Raw genomic sequence first — 19,428 nt, forward strand, 5'->3', positions numbered from 1 at the left:
TGTGCCCGGACCAGGCATGGAACGCCCGGTCCGGCGCCCTGTCCACCCCGGTTGCGCAACTCGAACCCGCCGGTAACGGCAGTCGTGTCTACACCGATCGGCGGTACCCCGTTTGGTCCGTCCGGGGCCGGGCCCGCGTCACGCCCGCGTGGCTCAACTGTCGGCGGGCGGCGGGACCGTGACCCGTGCCGTGCGGCGCTCGCCGTCCAGCACGCGCAGGGCCCGCGCCAGCGTGCGCGCGTGCAGTTCGCTCTCACCCCGCTGGTGCATCAGCACCAGGGCGTCCCGCAGCGCGGTCGCCTTGCCGACGAGCGCCTGGGCGGCGCGCAGCCCACGGTAGGTGTCCCCGTCGTGGGCGGGGTTGATGCGGCCGAGCAGGTCGACCACGTCCAGGTAACGGTCGATCAGCTCACCCTCGGCGCGGGTCAGCGCGGGCAGCGGCGGGAACTCGGGAGGCAGCGTCGGTCCGGTCATGGCTCACGCCTTCCTGGGGCAGGGCTGCCGCCGTGGAAAATGTACAGGACGTACATGACGTAATGTGGGGAGCATGGCCTACGAGATTCCGGTGACGCAAGCCAGGGCTGAGCTCGCCGACCTGATCAACCGGGTCGTCTACGGCGGTGAGCGCGTCGTCGTGACGCGGCACGGCAAGCCCCTCGTCGCCCTGGTCTCCGCCGCTGACCTGGAGCGACTCGACGCCCTCGACGCACCCGAGGACGAGCAGGTGCTCAGCTCGGTCGCCCGCGTCCGTGAGGTCGCGTCCGCTCCCCGCGAACACCGCCGGTTCGACGTCGCGGCGGAGCACCGGGGGCCGGAAGCCCGGTAGCCGCGGCGACGGCACCGCACCCGCGACCGCGTGCGCGCGGACGGACCGGGCCGCCTCGGGGCGCCAGGCCCCCGGTCCCGCCCGGCGCCAGGTCCCCCGGTCTCGCCCCTCCAGCGCCACGCTCCCGGCCGCACCTCCGGCGCTGCGCCCCCCGGCGGGCGCTCATGAGCAGGCGCGCCCCGTCGGCCGGTGAGCTCGGTTAACGTCCTCGAAACGCACCCCAACTAGCGTTCCCCGACACGCCACCGGGGAGGTCCGCCGGTGGCCGCGGCAGGCGGGCCCCGCACGGCCCGCCGCGAGGAGGTGAGGTGGGACGTGCAACTGACCCCGCACGAGCAGGAGAGGCTGCTGATCCACGTGGCGGCCGACGTCGCCGAGAAGCGCCGGGCCCGGGGGCTCCGGCTGAACCACCCCGAGGCCGTGGCCCTCATCACCTCGCACCTCCTCGAAGGCGCCCGCGACGGGCGCAGCGTCGCCGAGCTGATGGCGTCCGGGCGCACGCTGCTCACCCGGGACGACGTCATGGAGGGCGTACCCGAGATGATCCCCGACGTGCAGGTCGAGGCGACCTTCCCGGACGGCACCAAGCTCGTCACCGTCCACGACCCGATCGTCTGAGGGGGCACCCGTGATTCCCGGCGAAGTCCTGTTCGAGGACGGCCCGATCGTGTACAACGCGGGCCGTGAGGTCACCCGGCTGACCGTCCTCAACGCCGCCGACCGCCCCGTGCAGGTCGGCTCCCACTACCACTTCGCGGAGGCCAACCCGGGCCTGGAGTTCGACCGTGCCGCCGCCCGCGGCAAGCGGCTGAACGTCCCCGCGGGCACGTCCGTGCGCTTCGAGCCGGGTCTCCCCGTCGACGTCGAACTCGTCCCCCTCGCCGGCGCCCGCGTCGTGCCCGGCCTGCGCGGGGAGACCGGAGGTGCCCTCGATGCCTGAGATCTCCCGCGCCGCCTACGCCGACCTGTTCGGGCCGACCACCGGCGACCGGATCCGCCTCGCCGACACCGATCTGCTCGTCGAGATCGAGGAGGACCGCTCGGGCGGCCCCGGACTCGCCGGGGACGAGGCGGTGTTCGGCGGCGGCAAGGTCATCCGCGAGTCCATGGGCCAGTCGCGCGCCACACGCGCCGAGGGCACCCCGGACACCGTGATCACGGGCGCGGTGATCGTCGACCACTGGGGCGTCGTCAAGGCCGACGTCGGCATCCGCGACGGCCGGATCACCGGCATCGGCAAGGCGGGCAACCCCGACACCATGGACGGGGTCCACCCGGACCTCGTGATCGGGCCCGAGACCGAGGTCGTCGCGGGCAACGGGCGGATCCTGACGGCCGGCGCGATCGACGCCCACGTGCACTTCATCTGCCCGCAGATCGCCGACGAGGCGCTGGCGGCCGGCATCACCACCCTGGTGGGCGGCGGCACCGGCCCCGCCGAGGGCTCCAAGGCGACCACCGTGACCCCGGGGCCCTGGCACCTGGCGCGCATGCTGGAGGCGATGGAGCAGTACCCGCTCAACATCGGCTTCCTCGGCAAGGGCAACACCGTCTCGCACGAGGCCATGCTGTCCCAGGTCCGGGGCGGCGCCCTGGGGCTGAAGCTGCACGAGGACTGGGGGTCGACGCCCGCCGTCATCGACGCCGCGCTGACCGTCGCCGACCGCACCGGCATCCAGGTCGCGATCCACACCGACACCCTCAATGAGGCCGGTTTCGTGGGCGACACGCTCGCCGCGATCGCCGGGCGCGGCATCCACGCGTACCACACCGAGGGCGCGGGCGGCGGGCACGCGCCCGACATCATGACCGTGGTCTCCGAGCCGCACGTGCTGCCCAGTTCGACGAACCCGACCCGGCCGTTCACCGTCAACACCGCCGAGGAACACCTCGACATGCTGATGGTGTGCCACCACCTCAACGCGGCGGTGCCCGAGGACCTGGCGTTCGCCGAGTCCCGGATCCGGCCGTCCACGATCGGCGCCGAGGACGTCCTGCACGACCTGGGCGCCATCTCGATCATCTCCTCCGACTCCCAGGCCATGGGCCGGGTCGGCGAGGTCGTCCTGCGGACCTGGCAGACCGCGCACGTGATGAAGCGGCGCCGGGGCGCGCTGCCCGGCGACGGGCGCGCGGACAACCACCGCGTACGGCGCTACGTCGCCAAGTACACGATCAATCCCGCGCTCGCCCAGGGCCTCGCGCGGGAGATCGGCTCGGTCGAGACGGGCAAGCTCGCCGACCTCGTGCTGTGGGAACCGGCGTTCTTCGGCGTCAAGCCGCACCTCGTCCTCAAGGGCGGGCAGATCGCGTACGCGCAGATGGGCGACGCCAACGCCTCCATCCCGACCCCGCAGCCGGTCCTGCCCCGCCCGATGTACGGGGCGATCGGCCGGGCCCCGGCGGCCAACTCGTTCAACTTCGTGGCCCCGCTCGCGATCGAGGACGGGCTGCCGGAGCGGCTCGGGCTCGGGAAGCGGTTCGTGGCCATCGAGTCGACCCGCGGGGTGACCAAGGCCGACCTGCGCGAGAACGACGCCCGGCCCCGGGTCGAGGTGGACCCCGACAGCTTCGCGGTGCGCATCGACGGCGACCTCGTCGAGGTCACGCCGGCCACGGAACTGCCGATGGCCCAGCGGTACTTCCTCTTCTGAGGAGCAGACGATCAACAGAACGCGAGCGGGCGGGAGCGAACGAGCATGACCAGGGCCGCACTTCTGGTCCTCGCCGACGGCCGGTTCCCCGCCGGAGGGCACGCGCACTCCGGCGGCGCCGAGGCGGCCGTGCGGGCGGGACGGATCACCGGGGCCGCGGACCTCGAGGACTTCTGCCGGGGGCGACTGCACACCACCGGGCTGGTCGCGGCGGCGCTCGCCGCGGCCGCCGCGCTCGGTGTGGACCCGGTGGCGCTCGACGAGGCCGCCGACGCGCGGACGCCCTCACCGGCGCTGCGCGGCACCGCCCGCAAGCTGGGGCGCCAGCTGCTGCGGGCCGCCCGGGCCGCCTGGCCCGACGCCGGACTCGACGCGCTGGCGCGGACGTTCCCGAGGGGCGCCCACCAGCCGGTCGTGCTCGGCGTGACCGCGCGGGCGGCGGGGCTGGACCCGCGGGACGCCGCGTACTGCGCCGCCTACGAGAGCGTCAGCGGTCCGGCGACCGCCGTGGTGAGGCTGCTCAGCCTGGACCCGTTCGACGCGACCGGCGTCCTCGCGCGCACGGCCGACGAGGTGGACCTGGTGGCGGACCGGGCGGTGCGGGCGGCCCGTGCCGCCCTGACCGGGGGAGTGGACGCGCTCCCGGCCGCCTCCGCGCCGCTGCTGGAGATCGGGGCCGAGGTCCACACCGCCCTCCCGACACGGCTGTTCGCCTCCTGACGGCGGCCGGCCGCCGCGCCCGGGCCCGGGTCCGGCCGCCCCGCCACCGCCCGGGTCCGGCCGCGGCCCGGGCAACCCCACTGCCCGCGCCCACCCCTCCCCGGGCGACCCCCGCCTCACCCGTTCCGCCCGCGGCCCACCCGCAGCGACGGCGAGCCCACCGGCCCGGCCGGTCCCCACGACACCCAGGAGCCCCCATGCACCTCGACCACTCCCACCCCCACGCCCCGGCCGAGGCCGGTGCCGACGCCCGTCGTCCCGACGGCCGTCGCCGGGCCCTGCGCATCGGGCTCGGCGGCCCCGTGGGCTCCGGCAAGACCGCCACCGTCGCCGCGCTCTGCCGGGAACTGCGGGACGAGTTCGCGCTCGCCGTCGTCACCAACGACATCTACACCCGCGAGGACGCCGAGTTCCTGCTGCGCGAGGCCGTGCTGCCGCCCGAGCGGATCGCGGCCGTGGAGACCGGGGCCTGTCCGCACACCGCGATCCGCGACGACATCTCCGCCAACCTGGAGGCCGTGGAGGACCTGGAGGACGCCGTCGGCCCGCTGGACCTGGTGCTGGTGGAGTCCGGCGGCGACAACCTCACCGCCACCTTCTCCAAGGGGCTGGTGGACGCGCAGGTCTTCGTCATCGACGTGGCGGGCGGCGACGACATCCCGCGCAAGGGCGGCCCGGGCGTGACCACCGCTGACCTCCTCGTCGTCAACAAGACCGACCTCGCCCCCCACGTCGGCTCCGACCTCGCCCGCATGGCCGCCGACGCGAAGGCGCAGCGCGCCGAACTCCCCGTGGTCTTCCAGTCGCTGCGCGCCGACAGCGGTGTGCGCGACGTGGCCGCGTGGGTCCGGGACCGGCTCGCCGCGTGGACCGCGTGACCGGGCCCGCGGCCACCGCGCCCCGAGCGGTCCCCCCGGTCGCGCACCAGGCACCCACCGCCCCGGCCGCCGCCTCCTCGGGCGTCCACGCCACCGCGCGGCTCGTCGCCCGGCGCGACGGGCGGGGCGGGACCAGCCTGCCCGTGCTGGAGAGCGACGGGCCGCTCGCGCTGCGCCGCACCCGCGGTGACGGCGACGAGGCCCGGGTCGTGCTCGTCGGGGCCATGAGCGGGCCGCTGGGCGGCGACCGGTTCGCCGTCCGGGCCAACGTGGAGGAGGGGGCCCGGCTGCGCCTGACCTCGGCCGCGGCCACCATCGCCCTGCCGGGCCAGGCCGGGGGCGACGCACACTACGACGTGCGCGTCCGGGTCGGGGACGGGGCGCGGCTCCGCTGGCTGCCCGAGCCCCTCATCTCGGCCCGCGGCAGCGACCTGCGCGTCACCACCCGGGTCGACGTGGCCCCCACGGCCACCCTCGTGCTGCGCGAGGAGCAGGTGCTCGGACGCGTCGGTGAGGAACCCGGGCGGCTCGCCGGCCGTCTGGTCCTGCGGGTCGGCGCACGGCTGGTCCTCGACCAGGAGGTGGCGTGCGGCCCGGGGGCGCCGGGCGGCTGGGACGGGCCCGCCGTACTGGCGGGGCACCGCGCTCTCGGGCAACTCCTCGTCGTACGGCCGTCGTTCGCCGAGCGGCCGCCCGCGGCGCGGCTGCTGGGGGAGACGGCCTGTATGGTGCCGCTCGCCGGGCCCGCGGTGCTCGTCACCGCGCTCGCGCCGGACGGGCTGCGCCTGCGCCGGGTGCTCGACTCGGCCCTCGCCGAGCTCGGTTGACGGGCGGCGCATCCGGTCAGCGGTACGCCCGGCCCGGTTATCGGATTGGCAAAGAAGGTCAACGACACCTGTTCTCAGGTGCCCCACAGGAGAAAGGATCCCCCCTATCTGTCGACTCTAGGTAGGGGGAGAGCCTCACTTGAGGGAGATACGACCGAACAGGCGGACGGCGGTGCTCGGTTCGGCCGGTGCGCTGGTCGCTGCGACCCTGATCGCCGGTGCCGTGGCGGCGCCCTCCGCGGGCGCGACCAGCGGCAGCGGCCAGAACCGTGAGCAGCGGGGCGCCGCGATCGCCGCCGAGCGGGCCGCGAAGGCCGGCATCGCCTGGCAGGACTGCCCGGCGGACTGGGGCCTCGAGAAGCCCATCCAGTGCGGCTACGTCAGCGTGCCGCTCGACTACGCCCGGCCGAACGGCAAGCAGATCAAGCTCGCCGTCGACCGCATCGGCAACACCGGGAGCAAGGCGGAGCGCCAGGGCGCCCTCGTCTACAACCCGGGCGGCCCCGGAGGCTCCGGCCTGCGTTTCCCGCGCCGCGTCGTCACCAAGGCCCCCGTGTGGGCCAACGTGGCCAAGGCCTACGACTTCGTGGGCTTCGACCCGCGCGGCGTCGGCCACTCCGCGCCCATCTCGTGCGTGGACCCGCAGGAGTTCGTCAAGGCGCCCAAGGCCGACCCGGTGCCCGACTCCGAGGCGGACAAGCTCGCCCAGATCAAGCTCGCCCGCGAGTACGCCGAGGGCTGCTACGAGCGCAGCGCCGAGATGCTGCCGTACATGACCACGCCGAACACGGTGCGCGACCTCGACGTCATCCGCGCCGCGCTCGGTGAGAAGAAGCTCAACTACCTGGGCGTCTCCTACGGCACCTACATCGGTGCGGTCTACGGGACCCTGTTCCCGGGCCACGTGCGCCGCATGGTCGTGGACAGCGTGGTCAACCCCGCGCGCGAGAACATCTGGTACGAGGCCAACCTCGGCCAGGACATCGCGTTCGAGGGCCGCTGGAAGGACTGGCAGGACTGGGTCGCCGCCAACGACGCCACGTTCCACCTGGGCACCACCCGGGCCGCCGTCCAGGCCAAGTGGCTTCAGCTGCGGGCCGAGGCGAAGAAGAGCCCGATCGGCGGGGTCGTCGGCCCGGCCGAGCTGATCTCCTTCTTCCAGGGCGCCCCGTACTACGACTCGTCGTGGATCCCGGTGGCGACGGTCTTCAGCAAGTACTTCGCCGGGGACACCCAGGCCCTGGTCGACGCCGCCGCCCCGGACCTGACGGACACGGCCGGCAACATCGCCTCGGAGAACAGCAACGCCGTCTACACGGCCGTCGAGTGCGTGGACGCCAAGTGGCCCACCGACTGGCGCACCTGGAACCGGGACAACACCCGGCTGCACAAGGACTACCCGTTCCTCACCTGGGCCAACGCCTGGATGAACCTCCCGTGCGCCTACTGGCCGGTCAAGCAGCAGACGCCGGTGGACGTCAAGACGCACAAGGGCCTGCCGCCCGTGCTGATCGTGCAGTCGGAGCGGGACGCGGCCACCCCGTACGAGGGTGCCGTCGAGCTGCACAAGCGCTTCAAGGGCTCCCGCCTGATCACCGAGAAGGACGCGGGCTCCCACGGTGTCACCAGCCTGGTGAACCCGTGCATCAACCCGAAGGTCGACGCGTACCTGCTCAACGGAACGGTGGACGGCGCGGACGTGACCTGCGCCCCGCACGCCACGCCGAAGCCGTAAGGACGCGGTAGCACCCAGGGGACACGCGAAGGGGCGGTCGGAAAGCCATCCGACCGCCCCTTTCCCGTGCGCCCGGGCCCGCGGACCCGCCCTCCGTCAGCGGAGCGGCAGCCTGCGGAACCTGCGCTCCCGCGCGGCCTCGGCGGCCGCCTCCTGCGCCTTGACGTCGGCCGCGTACCGGTCGACGTACTCCTGCCCGGACAGCGACAGGATGGCGTACATGATCTCGTCGGTGACGGCGCGCAGGACCGCCTTCTCGTTCTCCATGCCGGCGTAGCGGGAGAAGTCCAGCGGCTCGCCGAAGCGGATGGCGACGGGGCGGAGGTGGGGCACGACCCTGCCGGGCGGCTGCGCCTCGAAGGTGCCGATCATCGCGCACGGGACCACCGGCACCCCCGCCCTGAGCGCCATCACCGCCACGCCCACCTTCCCCTTGTACAGGCGGCCGTCGTGCGAACGGGTGCCCTCCGGGTAGATGCCGAGCAACTCGCCCTTGCCGAGCACCCCGAGGCCCTCGCGGATGGCGGCCTGGCCCGCCTCCTTGCCGGAACGGTCCACCGGGATCTGCCCGGCGCTGCGGAAGAAGGCCGCGGTGAGCCGTCCCTTGACGCCGGGGCCGGTGAAGTACTCCGCCTTGGCGAGGAAGGTGATGCGCCGCTTGAGCACCGCCGGCATGAGGAAGTGGTCGGAGAACGACAGGTGGTTGCCGGCCACGATGGCCGCCCCCGTCTCCGGCACGTGCTCCAGGCCCTCGATGCGCGGCCGGAACAGCAGCCTCAGCAGCGGTCCCAACACCACGTATTTCAGCAGGTAGTAGAACAACGGGGTGCTCCTCCGTCCACCGGACCGGTCCGGCCCCCCGGGTGACCCACCGTGTTCCAGCAGGTCAACCGGCGGGCCGTGGGGCTGTCAGTGTAGGCGCGGCGGGGTGCGGCCGGAACCGTCGCGCGCACCGTCCGCCCGGTGCGTGACGGGGCGTCACAACCGCACGATCACCAGCGCCGTGTCGTCCGTCGCCCCGCCGGGCGGCAGCAGTTCCAGCAGCACGGCGTCGGCCAGGAACTCCGGGTCCTCGTCGCGGTGGCGGGCCAGGGACGCGGCGAGCCGGGACAGACCGGTGTCGATGTCCTCGTGGCGCCGCTCCACCAGCCCGTCGGTGTACAGCGCGAGCGTGGCGCCCTCGCCGTAGCGGGTGCCCGCCTGGGGCCTGGGCGTCGGCTCGGGACGCGCGTCCAGCGGCGGGTCGGTGGCGCGGTCGAGGAACTCCACGCGGCCGTCGCGGTGCACGAGGACGGGCGGGGGGTGGCCCGCGCTGGAGTAGGTGATCCTGCGGTCCTCGAAGTCGATGAACGTGGTGACCGCGGTGGCCGACTCGGCGCCGTCCACGACGTGGGCGTAGCGCCCGAGCACGTCCAGCGCCTGGGCCGGCCCGTCCGCGACCCGGGAGGCGGCGCTGAGCGCGCTGCGCAGCTGCCCCATCACCCCGGCCGCCTCCAAGCCGTGCCCGACGACGTCGCCGACGGACACGCCGATGCGGTTGCCGCCGACCAGGTCGACCAGGTCGTACCAGTCGCCGCACACGTTGAGCGCGCCGACCGCCGGCCGGTAACGCACCGCCACCTGCCGGTACTTGACCTGGGGCCGGGCGGGCAGCATGGCCTCCTGCAGGGCGAGCGCGACCTCGCGTTCGCGGGCGTGCGCCTGGCGCAGCCGTTCGTTGAGCTGCTGCAGCTCGCGGGCCCGGGTGTACAGCTCGGCCTCCAGGACGCGGGCGCGACTGCCGGCCCGGGAGGCGTCCCGGCGGCCCCGGGCGCGGATCAGCTCGGTGACCTCCTCGACACGGTGCACCACCAGCACCACCGAGCCGTCGGGCCCGAGCACCGGGGTGTTGACCGGGCTCCAGTACCGCTCCTCCCACTCGCCGGGCCGCTCGGGGACCTCCACGTCATAGCGCTGGAGGGCCATCGTGTCCCGCTCGCCGGTGGTCACGGCCCTGCGCAGGGACGCCTCCAGGTTGCGCATGCCGCTCGCGGCCGGGTCGTGCGGGTTCTCGGGGAAGACGTCGAACAGGTGCCGGCCCACCACCTGGTCCCGGGGGCGTCCCGCGCCCCGCAGGAACTCGGCGTTCGCGTCGGCGATCACCAGGTCCGGCGTGAGCAGGGCCACCCCGCCGGGCAGGGCCTGGAACACCGCCGCGTAGTCGATCACCGTGCCGTCCATGACCACGCCCCATCCTGCCCGGTCTGCGCCATCTTCTCATCGTCGGCCTTCCGCCGCCGGACGCTCCCGGCGGAGCCGCCCGCCGCCCGGCCGGGCGCCCTCATCCGAAGCCCTCGCCGTCGGCGCCGCCGTCCAGCGGCTGCTCGGCCCAGATGATCTTCCCCTCGGGGGTGAACCGGGTGCCCCAGCGCCGGGTGAACCGGGACACCAGCAGCAGCCCGCGCCCGCCCTCGTCCGTGGTGCGCGGATGCCGCAGATGGGGTGCGGTCGCCCCGCCGTCGTACACCTCGCACACCAGCGAGCGCCCCCGCAGCAGCCGCACCCGGATCGGGCCGTGCGCGTGCCGGATGGCGTTCGTGACCAGCTCGCTCACCACCAGCTCCACGGTGAACGCCAGGTCCTCCAGGCCCCACTCCGCCAGCCGGCGGCTCGCCGTGCGGCGGGCGTCGGCCACCGCCGCGGGGTCGGCCGGCACCTCCCACTCGGCGACCCGGCCCGCGTCCAGGCGCCGGGTGCGGGCCATCAGCAGCGCCACGTCGTCGTGCGGCTGGTCCGGCGCCAGCGCGTCGATCAGCGCGCGGCAGCGCAGTTCCAGCGAGTCGGCCCGCCGCCCCAGGGCGCGGCGCAGCCGGTCCCGGTCCGCGTCCGGTGCCCCCTGTCCGCCGCGCGTGAGCAGCCCGTCCGTGTGCAGCGCGAGGGTGCTGCCGTCGGGCAGGTCCAGCTCGACCGCCTCGAAGGGCGGTCCGCCGGTGCCGAGCGCCGGGCCCTGCGGCAGGTCGACGAAGCGGACGTCCCCGCCGGGCAGCACCACCGCGGGGGCCGGATGCCCTGCTGCCGCCATGGCACACCGCCCGTCGACCGGGTCGTAGACCACGTACAGGCACCCCGAGCCCACCTGGCGCGCGTCCTGTTCGGGCGGCGGGTCCACGGCCGCGCCCTCCTCGCGGTCCCGCCCCACCAGGTCGTCGAGGTGGGCGAGGACCTCGTCCGGCGGCAGGTCCAGCGCGGCCAGCGTGCGCACCGCCGTGCGCAGCCGCCCCATGGCCGCCGCCGCGCCGATGCCGTGCCCGGGCACCTCGCCCACCACCAGCGCCACCCGCGCGCCCGACAGCGGGATCAGGTCGTACCAGTCACCGCCCAGCCCGGTCAGCTCGTCGGCCGGGCGGTAGCACGCGGCCACCTCCACCGCGTCCTGCTCGGGCAGCCGGCGCGGGAGCAGGCTGCGCTGGAGCACCAGGGCCGCGTCGCGCTCCCGGGTGTAGCGGCGGGCGTTGTCCACGCACACCGCCGCCCGGGAGACCAGGTCCTCGGCCAGGCTGACGTCGTCCTCGTCGAACGGCTCCAGCCGGTGCCGCCGGAAGAACGTCGCGGTCCCGAGCGTGACGCCCCGGGCGCGCAGCGGCACGACGAGGACGCTGTGCGCGCCCGGGTCCGGCACGGCGGCCGCACCGTCGCCCGGGTCCCGTGACGTCCACGCGTCGCCCTCGGGGTCGAGCCGGGTCTCGCGCCAGGGGCGCCCCGTGGCGAGCGCCCGCAGCGGTGGCGACCCGGGCAGGTACACGGCGGGGTCGCCGATGCCGACGGCGGCCCCGGGGCCGTCCTCGTCCACCGACCGGTGCCCGACCCGGCGCAGCGGCCCCACCGCCGCGCCGCCCCGGGGACCGGGGGCGGGCTCCGCGCCCCGCAGCACGGACTCCAGCAGGTCCACGGCGACGAGGTCGGCGAAGTCCGGCACCGCCACGTCGGCGAGCTCCTGGCCCGTGCGCACCGGGTCCAGGCCGCTCCCGATGCGCTGCCCGGCCCGGTCGAGGAGCGCCAGCCGCTGCCGCGCCCGGTGCCGGTCGGTCACGTCGATCACCGTGTAGTAGACGCCCATCGGCCGGCCGTGGTCGTCGTCGAGCCGGGTGAACGACATCATGTGGGCCGTCTCGCGGTGCGGCGCGGACCGCACGCGCCCCACGTGCTCGTGGTCGATGACCGGCTCGCCGGTCGCCAGTACCCGCCGCATGATCGCCTCGATCGGCTCCGCGCTCACCCCGGGCTGGACGTCCGCGAGGCGCATCCCGAGCCGGCTGGCCGGGGCCCCGCCGCCGAACCGGGCCAGCGCCGCGTTGGACCACACGAACCGCAGGTCGGTGTCGACGATCGCGATGCCGATGGGGGAGCCGGAGACCATCTGCTCCAGCACCCCGCGGTCCAGGTCCCAACCGGCTGCCCTGGCCGCGCGGCCCGCGTCGTGCATCAGCAGCAGCCAGCGCGCGGGCCCCTGCCCGTCGGCCGCCGGGGTCATGCGCACCATCAGCTCCACCGGCAGGCCGTCCCGGCGCCGGGCGGTCAGCAGCCCCGCCCAGCCGCCGTCGGCCCGGCAGTGGGCCAGCAGCCCGGGCAGCCGGGCCGCGTCCTCCTCGCCCAGCAGCCGCGTCAGCCGCGTGCCGACCACCTCCGCGGCGGGGTACGCCAGCAGCCGCCGCGCGTTCCCGGTCCAGCTCGTGATCACGCCGTCCGCGTCGAGCAGCACCGGCGCGGCGTCGGCCACGCCGGCCCAGCGGCGGGCGACGTCATGGTTCTCGTCAGCGCCCACGACCGGCCTCTCTGTCGCTGAGCGTGGTCCACCACCTCGTTGCCTCCCTTCACCCTGCACGCAGCGGAGGAGGTCGGCGACCCGGGACGGTGGTCACGACGGGGGGCGCCGTCGGGCGGCGCCCCCCGTGCCCGGTGTCCGCCCAGGTCAGGCGTCCACCGCCAGCACCTTCTCCAGCGAGGCCAGCGCCGAGGTCAGCTCGTCCGCGGTGATCGTCAGCGGCGGAGCCAGGCGGATCGTCGAGCCGTGGGTGTCCTTGGCCAGGATCCCCTCCCGCATCAGCCGCTCACTGACCGCGCGGCCGGTGCCGAGCGCCGGGTCGACGTCCACGCCCGCCCACAGCCCGCGCGAGCGGAACCCGACGACGCCCCGGCCGACCAGCGCGGCCAGGCCGTCCCGCAGGACCTCTCCCAGCTCGGCCGCCCGGCGCTGGAACACGCCGGTCTCCAGCAGCTCCACCACCGCCGTGCCGACGGCCGCCGCCAGCGGGTTGCCGCCGAACGTCGACCCGTGCTCGCCCGGGTGCAGCACGCCCAGCACCTCCCGGCGGCCCACCACGGCCGACACCGGCACGATGCCGCCGCCGAGCGCCTTGCCCAGCAGCACGACGTCCGGGACGACGTCCTCGTGCTGCACGGCGAGGGTGTGCCCGGTGCGGCCGAGCCCGGACTGGATCTCGTCCGCGACGAACAGGCAGCCGGCGCGGCGGGTCAGCTCCCGCACGCCTGCGAGGTAGCCGTCGTCCGGGATGTTCACGCCCGCCTCGCCCTGGATGGGCTCGATGAGCACCGCCGCCGTGGTCTCGTCGACCGCGGCCTCCAGCGCGGCCAGGTCGTTGTACGGCACGATCCGGAAGCCCGGGGTGAAGGGGCCGAAGCCCGAGCGGGCCGTCTCGTCCGTGGAGAAGCTGACGATCGTCGTGGTACGGCCGTGGAAGTTGTCCGCGGCCACCACGATCGTCGCCCGGTCCGCGGGGACGCCCTTGACGTCGTAGGCCCACTTGCGGGCCAGCTTGATGCCGCTCTCCACCGCCTCCGCGCCGGTGTTCATCGGCAGCACCATGTCCTGTCCGGTCAGCCCCGCCAGCCGCTCCGCGAACCCGGCGAGCCGGTCGTTGTGGAAGGCCCGCGAGGTCAGCGTGAGCCGGTCGAGCTGGCGGTGGGCGGCCTCGACCAGCGCCGGGTGGCGGTGGCCGAAGTTGAGCGCCGAGTACCCGGCCAGCATGTCGAGGTAGCGGCGCCCCTCGACGTCCTCCACCCAGGCCCCCTCGGCACGGGCGACGACCACCGGCAGCGGATGGTAGTTGTGCGCGAGGACCGGCTCCTCGGCGCGGATCAGCTCGTCGGAGGTGCGCGGGTGCGTGGGTGCGGTCATCAGCGGATCTCCTGGGTGCAGCACTTGATGCCCCCGCCGGCCTTGTGCAGCTCGGACAGGTCGACGGGGACGGGGACGTAGCCGTGCTCGGCGACACGGGCGGCGAGCGCCTCGGCCCGGGGCGCGATGAAGACGTGGCGGCCGTCGGACACGGAGTTCAGGCCGAACGCCAGCGCGTCCTCCCGGGTGGCGACCACCGCGTCCGGGTAGAGCCGCGCCAGCACCTCCCGGCTGCCCGGCGAGAACGCCTCCGGATAGTAGGCGATGTTGTCGTCGTCGAGGACGAACAGCGCCGTGTCCAGGTGGTAGAAGTACGGGTCCACCAGGGTCAGCCCGATCACCGGGTGCCCCAGCACCTCCTGGGCCTCGCGGTGCGCGTCCCGGGTGGTGCGGAACCCGGTGCCGGCCAGGATGTAGCGGCCCGTCCACACCAGGTCGCCCTCGCCCTCGCAGACGCTGCGCGGACGGTGGACGGGATAGCCGGCCGACGTGAACCACGTCTCGTAGTGCAGGGACTCGGGGCGCCGCTCGGGCGCGTGGAAGAGGGAGCCGAGGACGCGGCCGTCGACGACGACCGCCGAGTTCGCGGCGAAGACCATGTCGGGCAGGCCCGGCACGGGCTCCACGGTGTCCACGTCGTGGCCGTGGGCACGGTAGGCGCTGATCAGGCCGTGCCACTGTTCCTGCGCCAGGTCGACGTCGACGGGGGTGTCGGGGTGCATCCAGGGGTTGATGGAGTACCGCACGGCGAAGTGTCTGGGTTCGCAGACGAGAAAGCGCCGGCGGCGCGGCACACGGGTGTCGGACACAGAGGGGTTCCTCCGTTGCTCCTCCGCACGTCCTGCGGTGTCTACGGTGGGTTGACACCACGGTAGGAAGGGACCGAACCGCTCGACAAGGAACGAAAGCTGCGCGTCGGCGCAACGATGCTGCGTTGTGCGGCCCCTCAGCGCACGTCCGGTGCGGCGTGGATGGCTCCCGCCTCCGGGCTCTCCGGCAGCAGGTGGGACAGCACCATGACACTGATCGTCTTGCGGATGAACGGCTCGGCGCGGATGCGCTCCAGCACCTCCTCGAAGTGCTCCACGTCCCGCGCCCGCACGTGCAGCAGCGCGTCCGCGCCCCCCGTCACCGTCATCGCCGCGGTGATCTCCGGATGGTGGCGCACCACCTCCGCCAGCCGCCGGGGCGGTGCCGCGCCCTCGCAGTACACCTCGACGTACGCCTCCGTGCGCCAGCCCAGCGCCGACGGCTTGACCGTGGCGGTGTACCCGGTGATCACGCCCGCCTCGCGCAGCCGGTCCACGCGCCGCTTCACCGCCGTCGACGACAGTCCGATCGCCGTGCCGATCTCCGCGAAACTCGTCCGGGCGTTCGCCATCAGCGCCGTGAGGATCTTCCGGTCGAGCTCGTCGAAGGACGCGGGGCCGCTGTTCATGGAGGCACTGTAAGCGGCACCGCACCCCGCGCGGACCTCCGCGCCGGGCCCGTGTCCAGCCGTGCGGATTGCTCCTACACTCCACCTTCATGTTGCGCGCCCTCGCCGTCGACGACGAACGGCCCTCGCTCGAGGAACTGCTGTACCTGCTGACCGCGGACCCCCGAATAGGCGCCGTCGAGGGCGCGGGCGACGCCACCGAGGCGCTGCGCCGCATCAACCGGGCCCTGGAGAGCGGGCCCGACGGACCGGACGCCCTCGACGTGGTCTTCCTCGACATCCAGATGCCCGGCCTCGACGGCCTCGACCTGGCCCGGCTGCTGACCGGCTTCGCCCACCCGCCGCTCGTCGTGTTCGTCACCGCCCACGAGGACTTCGCCGTCCAGGCCTTCGACCTCAAGGCCGTCGACTACGTCCTCAAGCCCGTCCGCAAGGAGCGCCTGGCCGAGGCCGTGCGCCGCGCCGCCGCCCTGCGCGGCACCCCCGCGGCCCGCATCCCCGTGCACGAGCCCGACCCCGACCAGCTCCCCGTCGAACTCGGCGGCGTCACCCGCTTCGTCGCCGTCGACGACATCACCCACGTCGAAGCCCAGGGCGACTACGCCCGCCTGCACACCGGACGCGGCAGCCACCTCGTGCGCATCCCCCTGTCCACCCTGGAGGATCGCTGGCGCGCCCGCGGCTTCGTGCGCATCCACCGCCGCCACCTCGTCGCCCTGCGCCACGTCGGCGAACTCCGCCTGGACGCCGGCACCGTCAGCGTCCTGGTCGGCGGCGAGGAGCTCCAGGTCAGCCGGCGCCACGCCCGTGAACTGCGGGACCTGCTGATGAGGAGGACCTGACGGTGCCCCAGGACCCCGCCGAGCGGCGGGTCGTCGTCACCGGCCCGCCCCGCCGCACCCGGACCGGCTCCCGCGGCCGCCCCGGACACGCCCCGGCCCGCTACCGGCCCCGCACCGAGATCGACGAGCAGACCACCCTCGGCCACACCTACGTGCGCTCCCTGATGCGCAGCCAACTGCGCGCCGCCCTCGCCGGGTTCGCCGTCCTGGTGCTGCTCGTCGGCCCGCTGCCCCTGCTGTTCGCCGCGCTGCCGGACGCCCGCCGGCTCCAGTGGGCCCTGCTCGGCTTCGGGCTGTACCCGCCGCTGGTCCTGCTCGCCCGCTGGTACGTCCGCCGCGCCGAACGCAACGAACGGGACTTCGTGCGCCTGGTCGAGGACCGCTGAGACGAGGCACCGCCACCGTGAACTCCGGCTACGCCGTCCCCGCCGTCGCCCTCGTCGTCGTCGCGACCGTCCTCGTGGGCGCCTTCGGGCTGCGCGTCTCCCGCACCACCTCCGACTTCTACGTCGCCTCCCGCACCGTCGGGCCCCGTCTCAACGCGGCCGCCATCAGCGGCGAGTACCTCTCCGCCGCGTCCTTCCTCGGCATCGCCGGACTGGTCCTGGTGCAGGGCCCCGACATGCTGTGGTACCCGGTCGGCTACACCGCCGGCTACCTGGTGCTGCTCCTGTTCGTCGCCGCACCGCTGCGCCGCTCCGGCGCCTACACCCTGCCCGACTTCGCCGAGGCGCGGCTCGCCTCCCGGCCGGTGCGCCGGCTCGCGGGCGCCTTCGTCGTCGGCGTCGGCTGGCTCTACCTGCTGCCCCAGCTCCAGGGCGCGGGACTGACCCTGACCGTCCTGACCGGCGCCCCCGACTCGCTCGGCGGGGTGATCGTCGCGGTCGTCGTCACCGCGACCGTGGCGGCGGGCGGCATGCGCAGCATCACCTTCGTCCAGGCCTTCCAGTACTGGCTGAAGCTCACCGCCCTGCTGGTGCCCGCCCTCTTCCTCGTCGTCGCCTGGCAGGGCGACGGAGCGCCCCGGCACGCCTTCGCGGAACCCGCGGCCTTCCGCGAGCAGCGGGCCGTCCACGTCGACGACACCGTCGACCTCACCCTGGAGGCACCGCTGACGGTGACCGTCACCGGCACCGTCGACGGCCGCCGCCACGACGCCACCGCGCTGCGGCTGCCCGCCGGCACCCACCGCATCGAGCGGGGCACCCGGCTCACCTTCGCCCGCGGCAGCGCCGTCCCCGCCGCCGACCGCAGCGCCGACGGCACCATGTCCGCCTCCCTGGCGGCCGGCCGCGCGGAACGCCCGCTGTACGCCACCTACGGGCTGATCCTCGCCACCTTCCTCGGCACCATGGGCCTGCCGCACGTCGTCGTCCGCTTCTACACCAGCCCGCACGGCGTCGCCGCCCGCCGCACCACGGTCGCCGTGCTCGCCCTCATCGGCTGCTTCTACCTGCTCCCGCCCCTGTACGGCGCCCTCGGCCGCCTCTACGCCCCCGAGCTGGCCCTCACCGGCGACGCCGACGCGGCCGTCCTGCTGCTGCCCGACCGGATGATCGGCGGACCCGGCGGCGACCTGCTGGGCGCGCTGGTCGCGGGCGGCGCGTTCGCGGCGTTCCTGTCCACCGCCTCGGGCCTGACCATGGCCGTGGCCGGCGTGCTCACCCAGGACGTCCTGCCCTCCCGGGGCGTACGGCACTTCCGGCTGGGCACCGGGCTCGCCATGGCCGTGCCGCTCGCGGCCGCCGTTGTGGTGGGCGGGCTGCCGGTCGCGGACGCCGTCGGGCTCGCCTTCGCGGTGTCGGCGTCCTCGTTCTGCCCGCTGCTGGTCCTCGGCATCTGGTGGCGGCGGCTCACCCCGCCCGGCGCCGCCGCCGGGATGCTGGTGGGCGGCGGCTCGGCGTTCCTCGCCGTGACCGCCACCATGGCCGGCCTGCCGGCCACCGGGAGCCTGCACGCCCTGCTCGCCTGGCCCGCCCTGTGGTCGGTGCCGCTCGGCTTCCTGACCATGGTCCTGGTGTCCCTGGCGACCGCGAGCCGCGTCCCGCCGGGCACGGCGGCGATCCTGGCCCGCTTCCACCTCCCCGAGTCCCTCGGCGCGACGGAGGTGAAGGCGTGAGCGGGTTCCTCGCCGGGCTGCTCGTGGCGATCCTGCCGCTGCTCGCCGCCGGGTTCTGGCTGGGCCGCCGCACCGCCCGGCCGCAGAGCCTCGGCGGACTCGGCACGCCCGTCGAGCACGCCACCTTCCAGACGCTGCACACCGCCTCCCTGGCCGCGCCCCCGCTGCGCTCCGGCCTCACCGAGGAGACGGCCCGCAAGTCGGCCCGCGGGCTGCGCTCGCTGCTCGGCACCGACGCGCTGTGCCTCGCGGACGAGAAGGACGTCCTCGTCTGGGACGGGGTGGGCGCCCACCACCGCGCCGAGATCGCGCAACGGCTCGCCGGGCCCCTGGAGACCGGCCGCGGCGAGGCGTTCCCGCTGCACTGCGGGTCACCCGACTGCCCGGTCCGCTGGGCCGTCGTCGCCCCGCTCACCGTCGACGACCGCGTCCACGGCGCCCTGGTGGCCTGCGCGCCCCGCGAGTCCGCCGTGCTGGTGCGGGCCGCCGGCGAGGTCGCCCGGTGGGTGTCCGTGCAGCTGGAGCTGGCGGACCTCGACGACTCGCGCACCCGGCTGATCGAGGCCGAGATCAAGGCCCTGCGCGCGCAGATCTCCCCGCACTTCATCTTCAACTCGCTCGCGGTGATCGCCAGCTTCGTGCGCACCGACCCCGAGCGCGCCCGCGAGCTGCTGCTGGAGTTCGCCGACTTCACCCGCTACTCGTTCCGACGGCACGGCGACTTCACCACACTCGCCGACGAGCTCCACGCCATCGACCAGTACCTGGCACTGGTGCGGGCCCGCTTCGGGGACCGGCTCGCGGTGACCCTCCAGATCGCGCCCGAGGTGCTGCCGGTCGCCCTGCCCTTCCTGTGCCTGCAGCCGCTGGTGGAGAACGCCGTGAAGCACGGCCTGGAGGGCAAGGCCGACAAGTGCCACATCCGCATCACCGCGCAGGACGCCGGCGCGGAGGCCCTGGTGGTCATCGAGGACGACGGCGCCGGCATGGACCCCGAGCTGCTGCGCCGCATCCTGGCCGGCGGCGGCAGCCCCTCCGGCGGCATCGGCCTGTCCAACGTCGACGACCGGCTCCGCCAGGTCTACGGCGACGACCACGGCCTCGTCCTGGAGACCGCGCCCGGCGCCGGCATGAAGATCACCGCGCGGCTGCCGAAGTACCAGCCCGGGGTGCACTCGGGCGCCCGGCTCACCCCGGAGTGAGCCCGGCGCACC

The 19,428-nt window shown here is 74.7% G+C and carries 19 protein-coding genes; 12 read left to right on the forward strand and 7 right to left on the reverse strand.

The features are described from left to right. Positions 1 to 153 precede the first annotated feature (153 nt). Entirely contained in the window at positions 154 to 474 is a 321-nt protein-coding gene (locus AQJ30_RS00515) for a hypothetical protein (RefSeq protein WP_067227543.1), read from the reverse strand. A 73-nt stretch (positions 475 to 547) separates the two neighbouring features. Between AQJ30_RS00515 and AQJ30_RS00520 the strand changes: the two genes are divergently transcribed. The 8 genes from AQJ30_RS00520 (at position 548) to AQJ30_RS00555 (ending at position 7,640) form a co-directional block, all read left to right on the forward strand. Beyond that, positions 548 to 826, forward strand: a complete 279-nt coding sequence (locus AQJ30_RS00520; RefSeq protein WP_067227545.1) for a type II toxin-antitoxin system Phd/YefM family antitoxin — start codon at positions 548 to 550, stop codon at positions 824 to 826. A gap of 315 nt (positions 827 to 1,141) precedes the next feature. Then, entirely contained in the window at positions 1,142 to 1,444 is a 303-nt protein-coding gene (locus AQJ30_RS00525; RefSeq protein WP_067228819.1) for an urease subunit gamma, read from the forward strand. Between the two features lie 10 nt (positions 1,445 to 1,454). After that, positions 1,455 to 1,766: an urease subunit beta gene (locus tag AQJ30_RS00530; RefSeq protein ID WP_067227546.1), complete on the forward strand. Its 312-nt coding sequence runs from the start codon at positions 1,455 to 1,457 to the stop codon at positions 1,764 to 1,766. After that, positions 1,759 to 3,480 (forward strand): urease subunit alpha, encoded by a 1,722-nt coding sequence (locus AQJ30_RS00535; RefSeq protein WP_067227548.1) that lies wholly within the window; start codon positions 1,759 to 1,761, stop codon positions 3,478 to 3,480. The genes AQJ30_RS00530 and AQJ30_RS00535 overlap by 8 nt, the downstream gene beginning before the upstream one ends. Before the next feature lie 45 nt (positions 3,481 to 3,525). Continuing rightward, on the forward strand, positions 3,526 to 4,200 hold the full coding sequence (locus AQJ30_RS00540; protein WP_067227549.1) for an urease accessory protein UreF: 675 nt from the start codon (positions 3,526 to 3,528) through the stop codon (positions 4,198 to 4,200). A gap of 197 nt (positions 4,201 to 4,397) precedes the next feature. Further along, the gene (gene ureG, locus AQJ30_RS00545) at positions 4,398 to 5,078 is read left to right on the forward strand and encodes an urease accessory protein UreG (protein WP_067227551.1); all 681 of its coding nucleotides are present in this window, start codon (positions 4,398 to 4,400) and stop codon (positions 5,076 to 5,078) included. Further along, positions 5,066 to 5,905, forward strand: a complete 840-nt coding sequence (locus AQJ30_RS00550; protein ID WP_245726758.1) for an urease accessory protein UreD — start codon at positions 5,066 to 5,068, stop codon at positions 5,903 to 5,905. The genes ureG and AQJ30_RS00550 overlap by 13 nt, the downstream gene beginning before the upstream one ends. 139 nt (positions 5,906 to 6,044) lie before the next feature. After that, positions 6,045 to 7,640: an alpha/beta hydrolase gene (locus tag AQJ30_RS00555; RefSeq protein ID WP_067227553.1), complete on the forward strand. Its 1,596-nt coding sequence runs from the start codon at positions 6,045 to 6,047 to the stop codon at positions 7,638 to 7,640. Between the two features lie 96 nt (positions 7,641 to 7,736). Here AQJ30_RS00555 and AQJ30_RS00560 read toward each other — a convergent pair whose 3' ends face one another. The 6 genes from AQJ30_RS00560 to AQJ30_RS00585 form a co-directional block, all read right to left on the reverse strand. Then, a complete protein-coding gene (locus AQJ30_RS00560) occupies positions 7,737 to 8,462 on the reverse strand; it encodes a lysophospholipid acyltransferase family protein (RefSeq protein ID WP_067227555.1) in 726 nt (241 codons plus the stop codon). 156 nt (positions 8,463 to 8,618) lie between these two features. Next, positions 8,619 to 9,860, reverse strand: a complete 1,242-nt coding sequence (locus tag AQJ30_RS00565) for a PP2C family protein-serine/threonine phosphatase (RefSeq protein WP_067228823.1) — start codon at positions 9,858 to 9,860, stop codon at positions 8,619 to 8,621. 100 nt (positions 9,861 to 9,960) lie between these two features. Beyond that, a complete protein-coding gene (locus AQJ30_RS00570; protein WP_067227557.1) occupies positions 9,961 to 12,441 on the reverse strand; it encodes a SpoIIE family protein phosphatase in 2,481 nt (826 codons plus the stop codon). Positions 12,442 to 12,588: 147 nt separating this feature from the next. Continuing rightward, positions 12,589 to 13,815, reverse strand: a complete 1,227-nt coding sequence (rocD, locus tag AQJ30_RS00575) for an ornithine--oxo-acid transaminase (protein WP_067227558.1) — start codon at positions 13,813 to 13,815, stop codon at positions 12,589 to 12,591. Beyond that, positions 13,815 to 14,624, reverse strand: coding sequence for a dimethylargininase (gene ddaH, locus AQJ30_RS00580; RefSeq protein ID WP_067227560.1), 810 nt, complete (start codon positions 14,622 to 14,624; stop codon positions 13,815 to 13,817). The genes rocD and ddaH overlap by 1 nt, the downstream gene beginning before the upstream one ends. Positions 14,625 to 14,761: 137 nt before the next feature. Further along, a complete protein-coding gene (locus AQJ30_RS00585; protein ID WP_067227561.1) occupies positions 14,762 to 15,253 on the reverse strand; it encodes an Lrp/AsnC family transcriptional regulator in 492 nt (163 codons plus the stop codon). Positions 15,254 to 15,342: 89 nt separating this feature from the next. On the opposite strand from AQJ30_RS00585, the gene AQJ30_RS00590 reads away from it, so the two are divergent. From AQJ30_RS00590 to AQJ30_RS00605, 4 genes are read left to right on the forward strand one after another with little or no spacing between them, the layout of a single operon-like run. Then, positions 15,343 to 16,095, forward strand: a complete 753-nt coding sequence (locus tag AQJ30_RS00590) for a LytR/AlgR family response regulator transcription factor (protein ID WP_067227563.1) — start codon at positions 15,343 to 15,345, stop codon at positions 16,093 to 16,095. 2 nt (positions 16,096 to 16,097) lie between these two features. Next, on the forward strand, positions 16,098 to 16,481 hold the full coding sequence (locus AQJ30_RS00595) for a hypothetical protein (RefSeq protein WP_067227564.1): 384 nt from the start codon (positions 16,098 to 16,100) through the stop codon (positions 16,479 to 16,481). Positions 16,482 to 16,498: 17 nt separating this feature from the next. After that, positions 16,499 to 18,214: a sodium/solute symporter gene (locus AQJ30_RS00600; protein ID WP_067227566.1), complete on the forward strand. Its 1,716-nt coding sequence runs from the start codon at positions 16,499 to 16,501 to the stop codon at positions 18,212 to 18,214. Continuing rightward, positions 18,211 to 19,416 carry a sensor histidine kinase gene (locus tag AQJ30_RS00605; RefSeq protein ID WP_067227567.1) on the forward strand — a complete coding sequence of 402 codons (1,206 nt, stop codon included), beginning with the start codon at positions 18,211 to 18,213 and terminating at the stop codon, positions 19,414 to 19,416. The genes AQJ30_RS00600 and AQJ30_RS00605 overlap by 4 nt, the downstream gene beginning before the upstream one ends. Positions 19,417 to 19,428: the final 12 nt, after the last annotated feature.

The sequence above is a fragment of the Streptomyces longwoodensis genome, from assembly GCF_001514125.1.
Classification (GTDB): Bacteria; Actinomycetota; Actinomycetes; order Streptomycetales; family Streptomycetaceae; genus Streptomyces; species Streptomyces longwoodensis.

Bases quoted from the DNA above. Each gene is read 5' to 3' on its own strand.
- AQJ30_RS00565 (WP_067228823.1), bottom strand. From the start codon at position 9,860: ATGGACGGCACGGTGATCGACTACGCGGCGGTGTTCCAGGCCCTGCCC.
- AQJ30_RS00515 (WP_067227543.1), bottom strand. From the start codon at position 474: ATGACCGGACCGACGCTGCCTCCCGAGTTCCCGCCGCTGCCCGCGCTG.
- AQJ30_RS00535 (WP_067227548.1), top strand. From the start codon at position 1,759: ATGCCTGAGATCTCCCGCGCCGCCTACGCCGACCTGTTCGGGCCGACC.
- AQJ30_RS00520 (WP_067227545.1), top strand. From the start codon at position 548: ATGGCCTACGAGATTCCGGTGACGCAAGCCAGGGCTGAGCTCGCCGAC.
- AQJ30_RS00585 (WP_067227561.1), bottom strand. From the start codon at position 15,253: ATGAACAGCGGCCCCGCGTCCTTCGACGAGCTCGACCGGAAGATCCTC.
- AQJ30_RS00540 (WP_067227549.1), top strand. From the start codon at position 3,526: ATGACCAGGGCCGCACTTCTGGTCCTCGCCGACGGCCGGTTCCCCGCC.
- rocD (WP_067227558.1), bottom strand. From the start codon at position 13,815: ATGACCGCACCCACGCACCCGCGCACCTCCGACGAGCTGATCCGCGCC.
- ureG (WP_067227551.1), top strand. From the start codon at position 4,398: ATGCACCTCGACCACTCCCACCCCCACGCCCCGGCCGAGGCCGGTGCC.
- AQJ30_RS00590 (WP_067227563.1), top strand. From the start codon at position 15,343: ATGTTGCGCGCCCTCGCCGTCGACGACGAACGGCCCTCGCTCGAGGAA.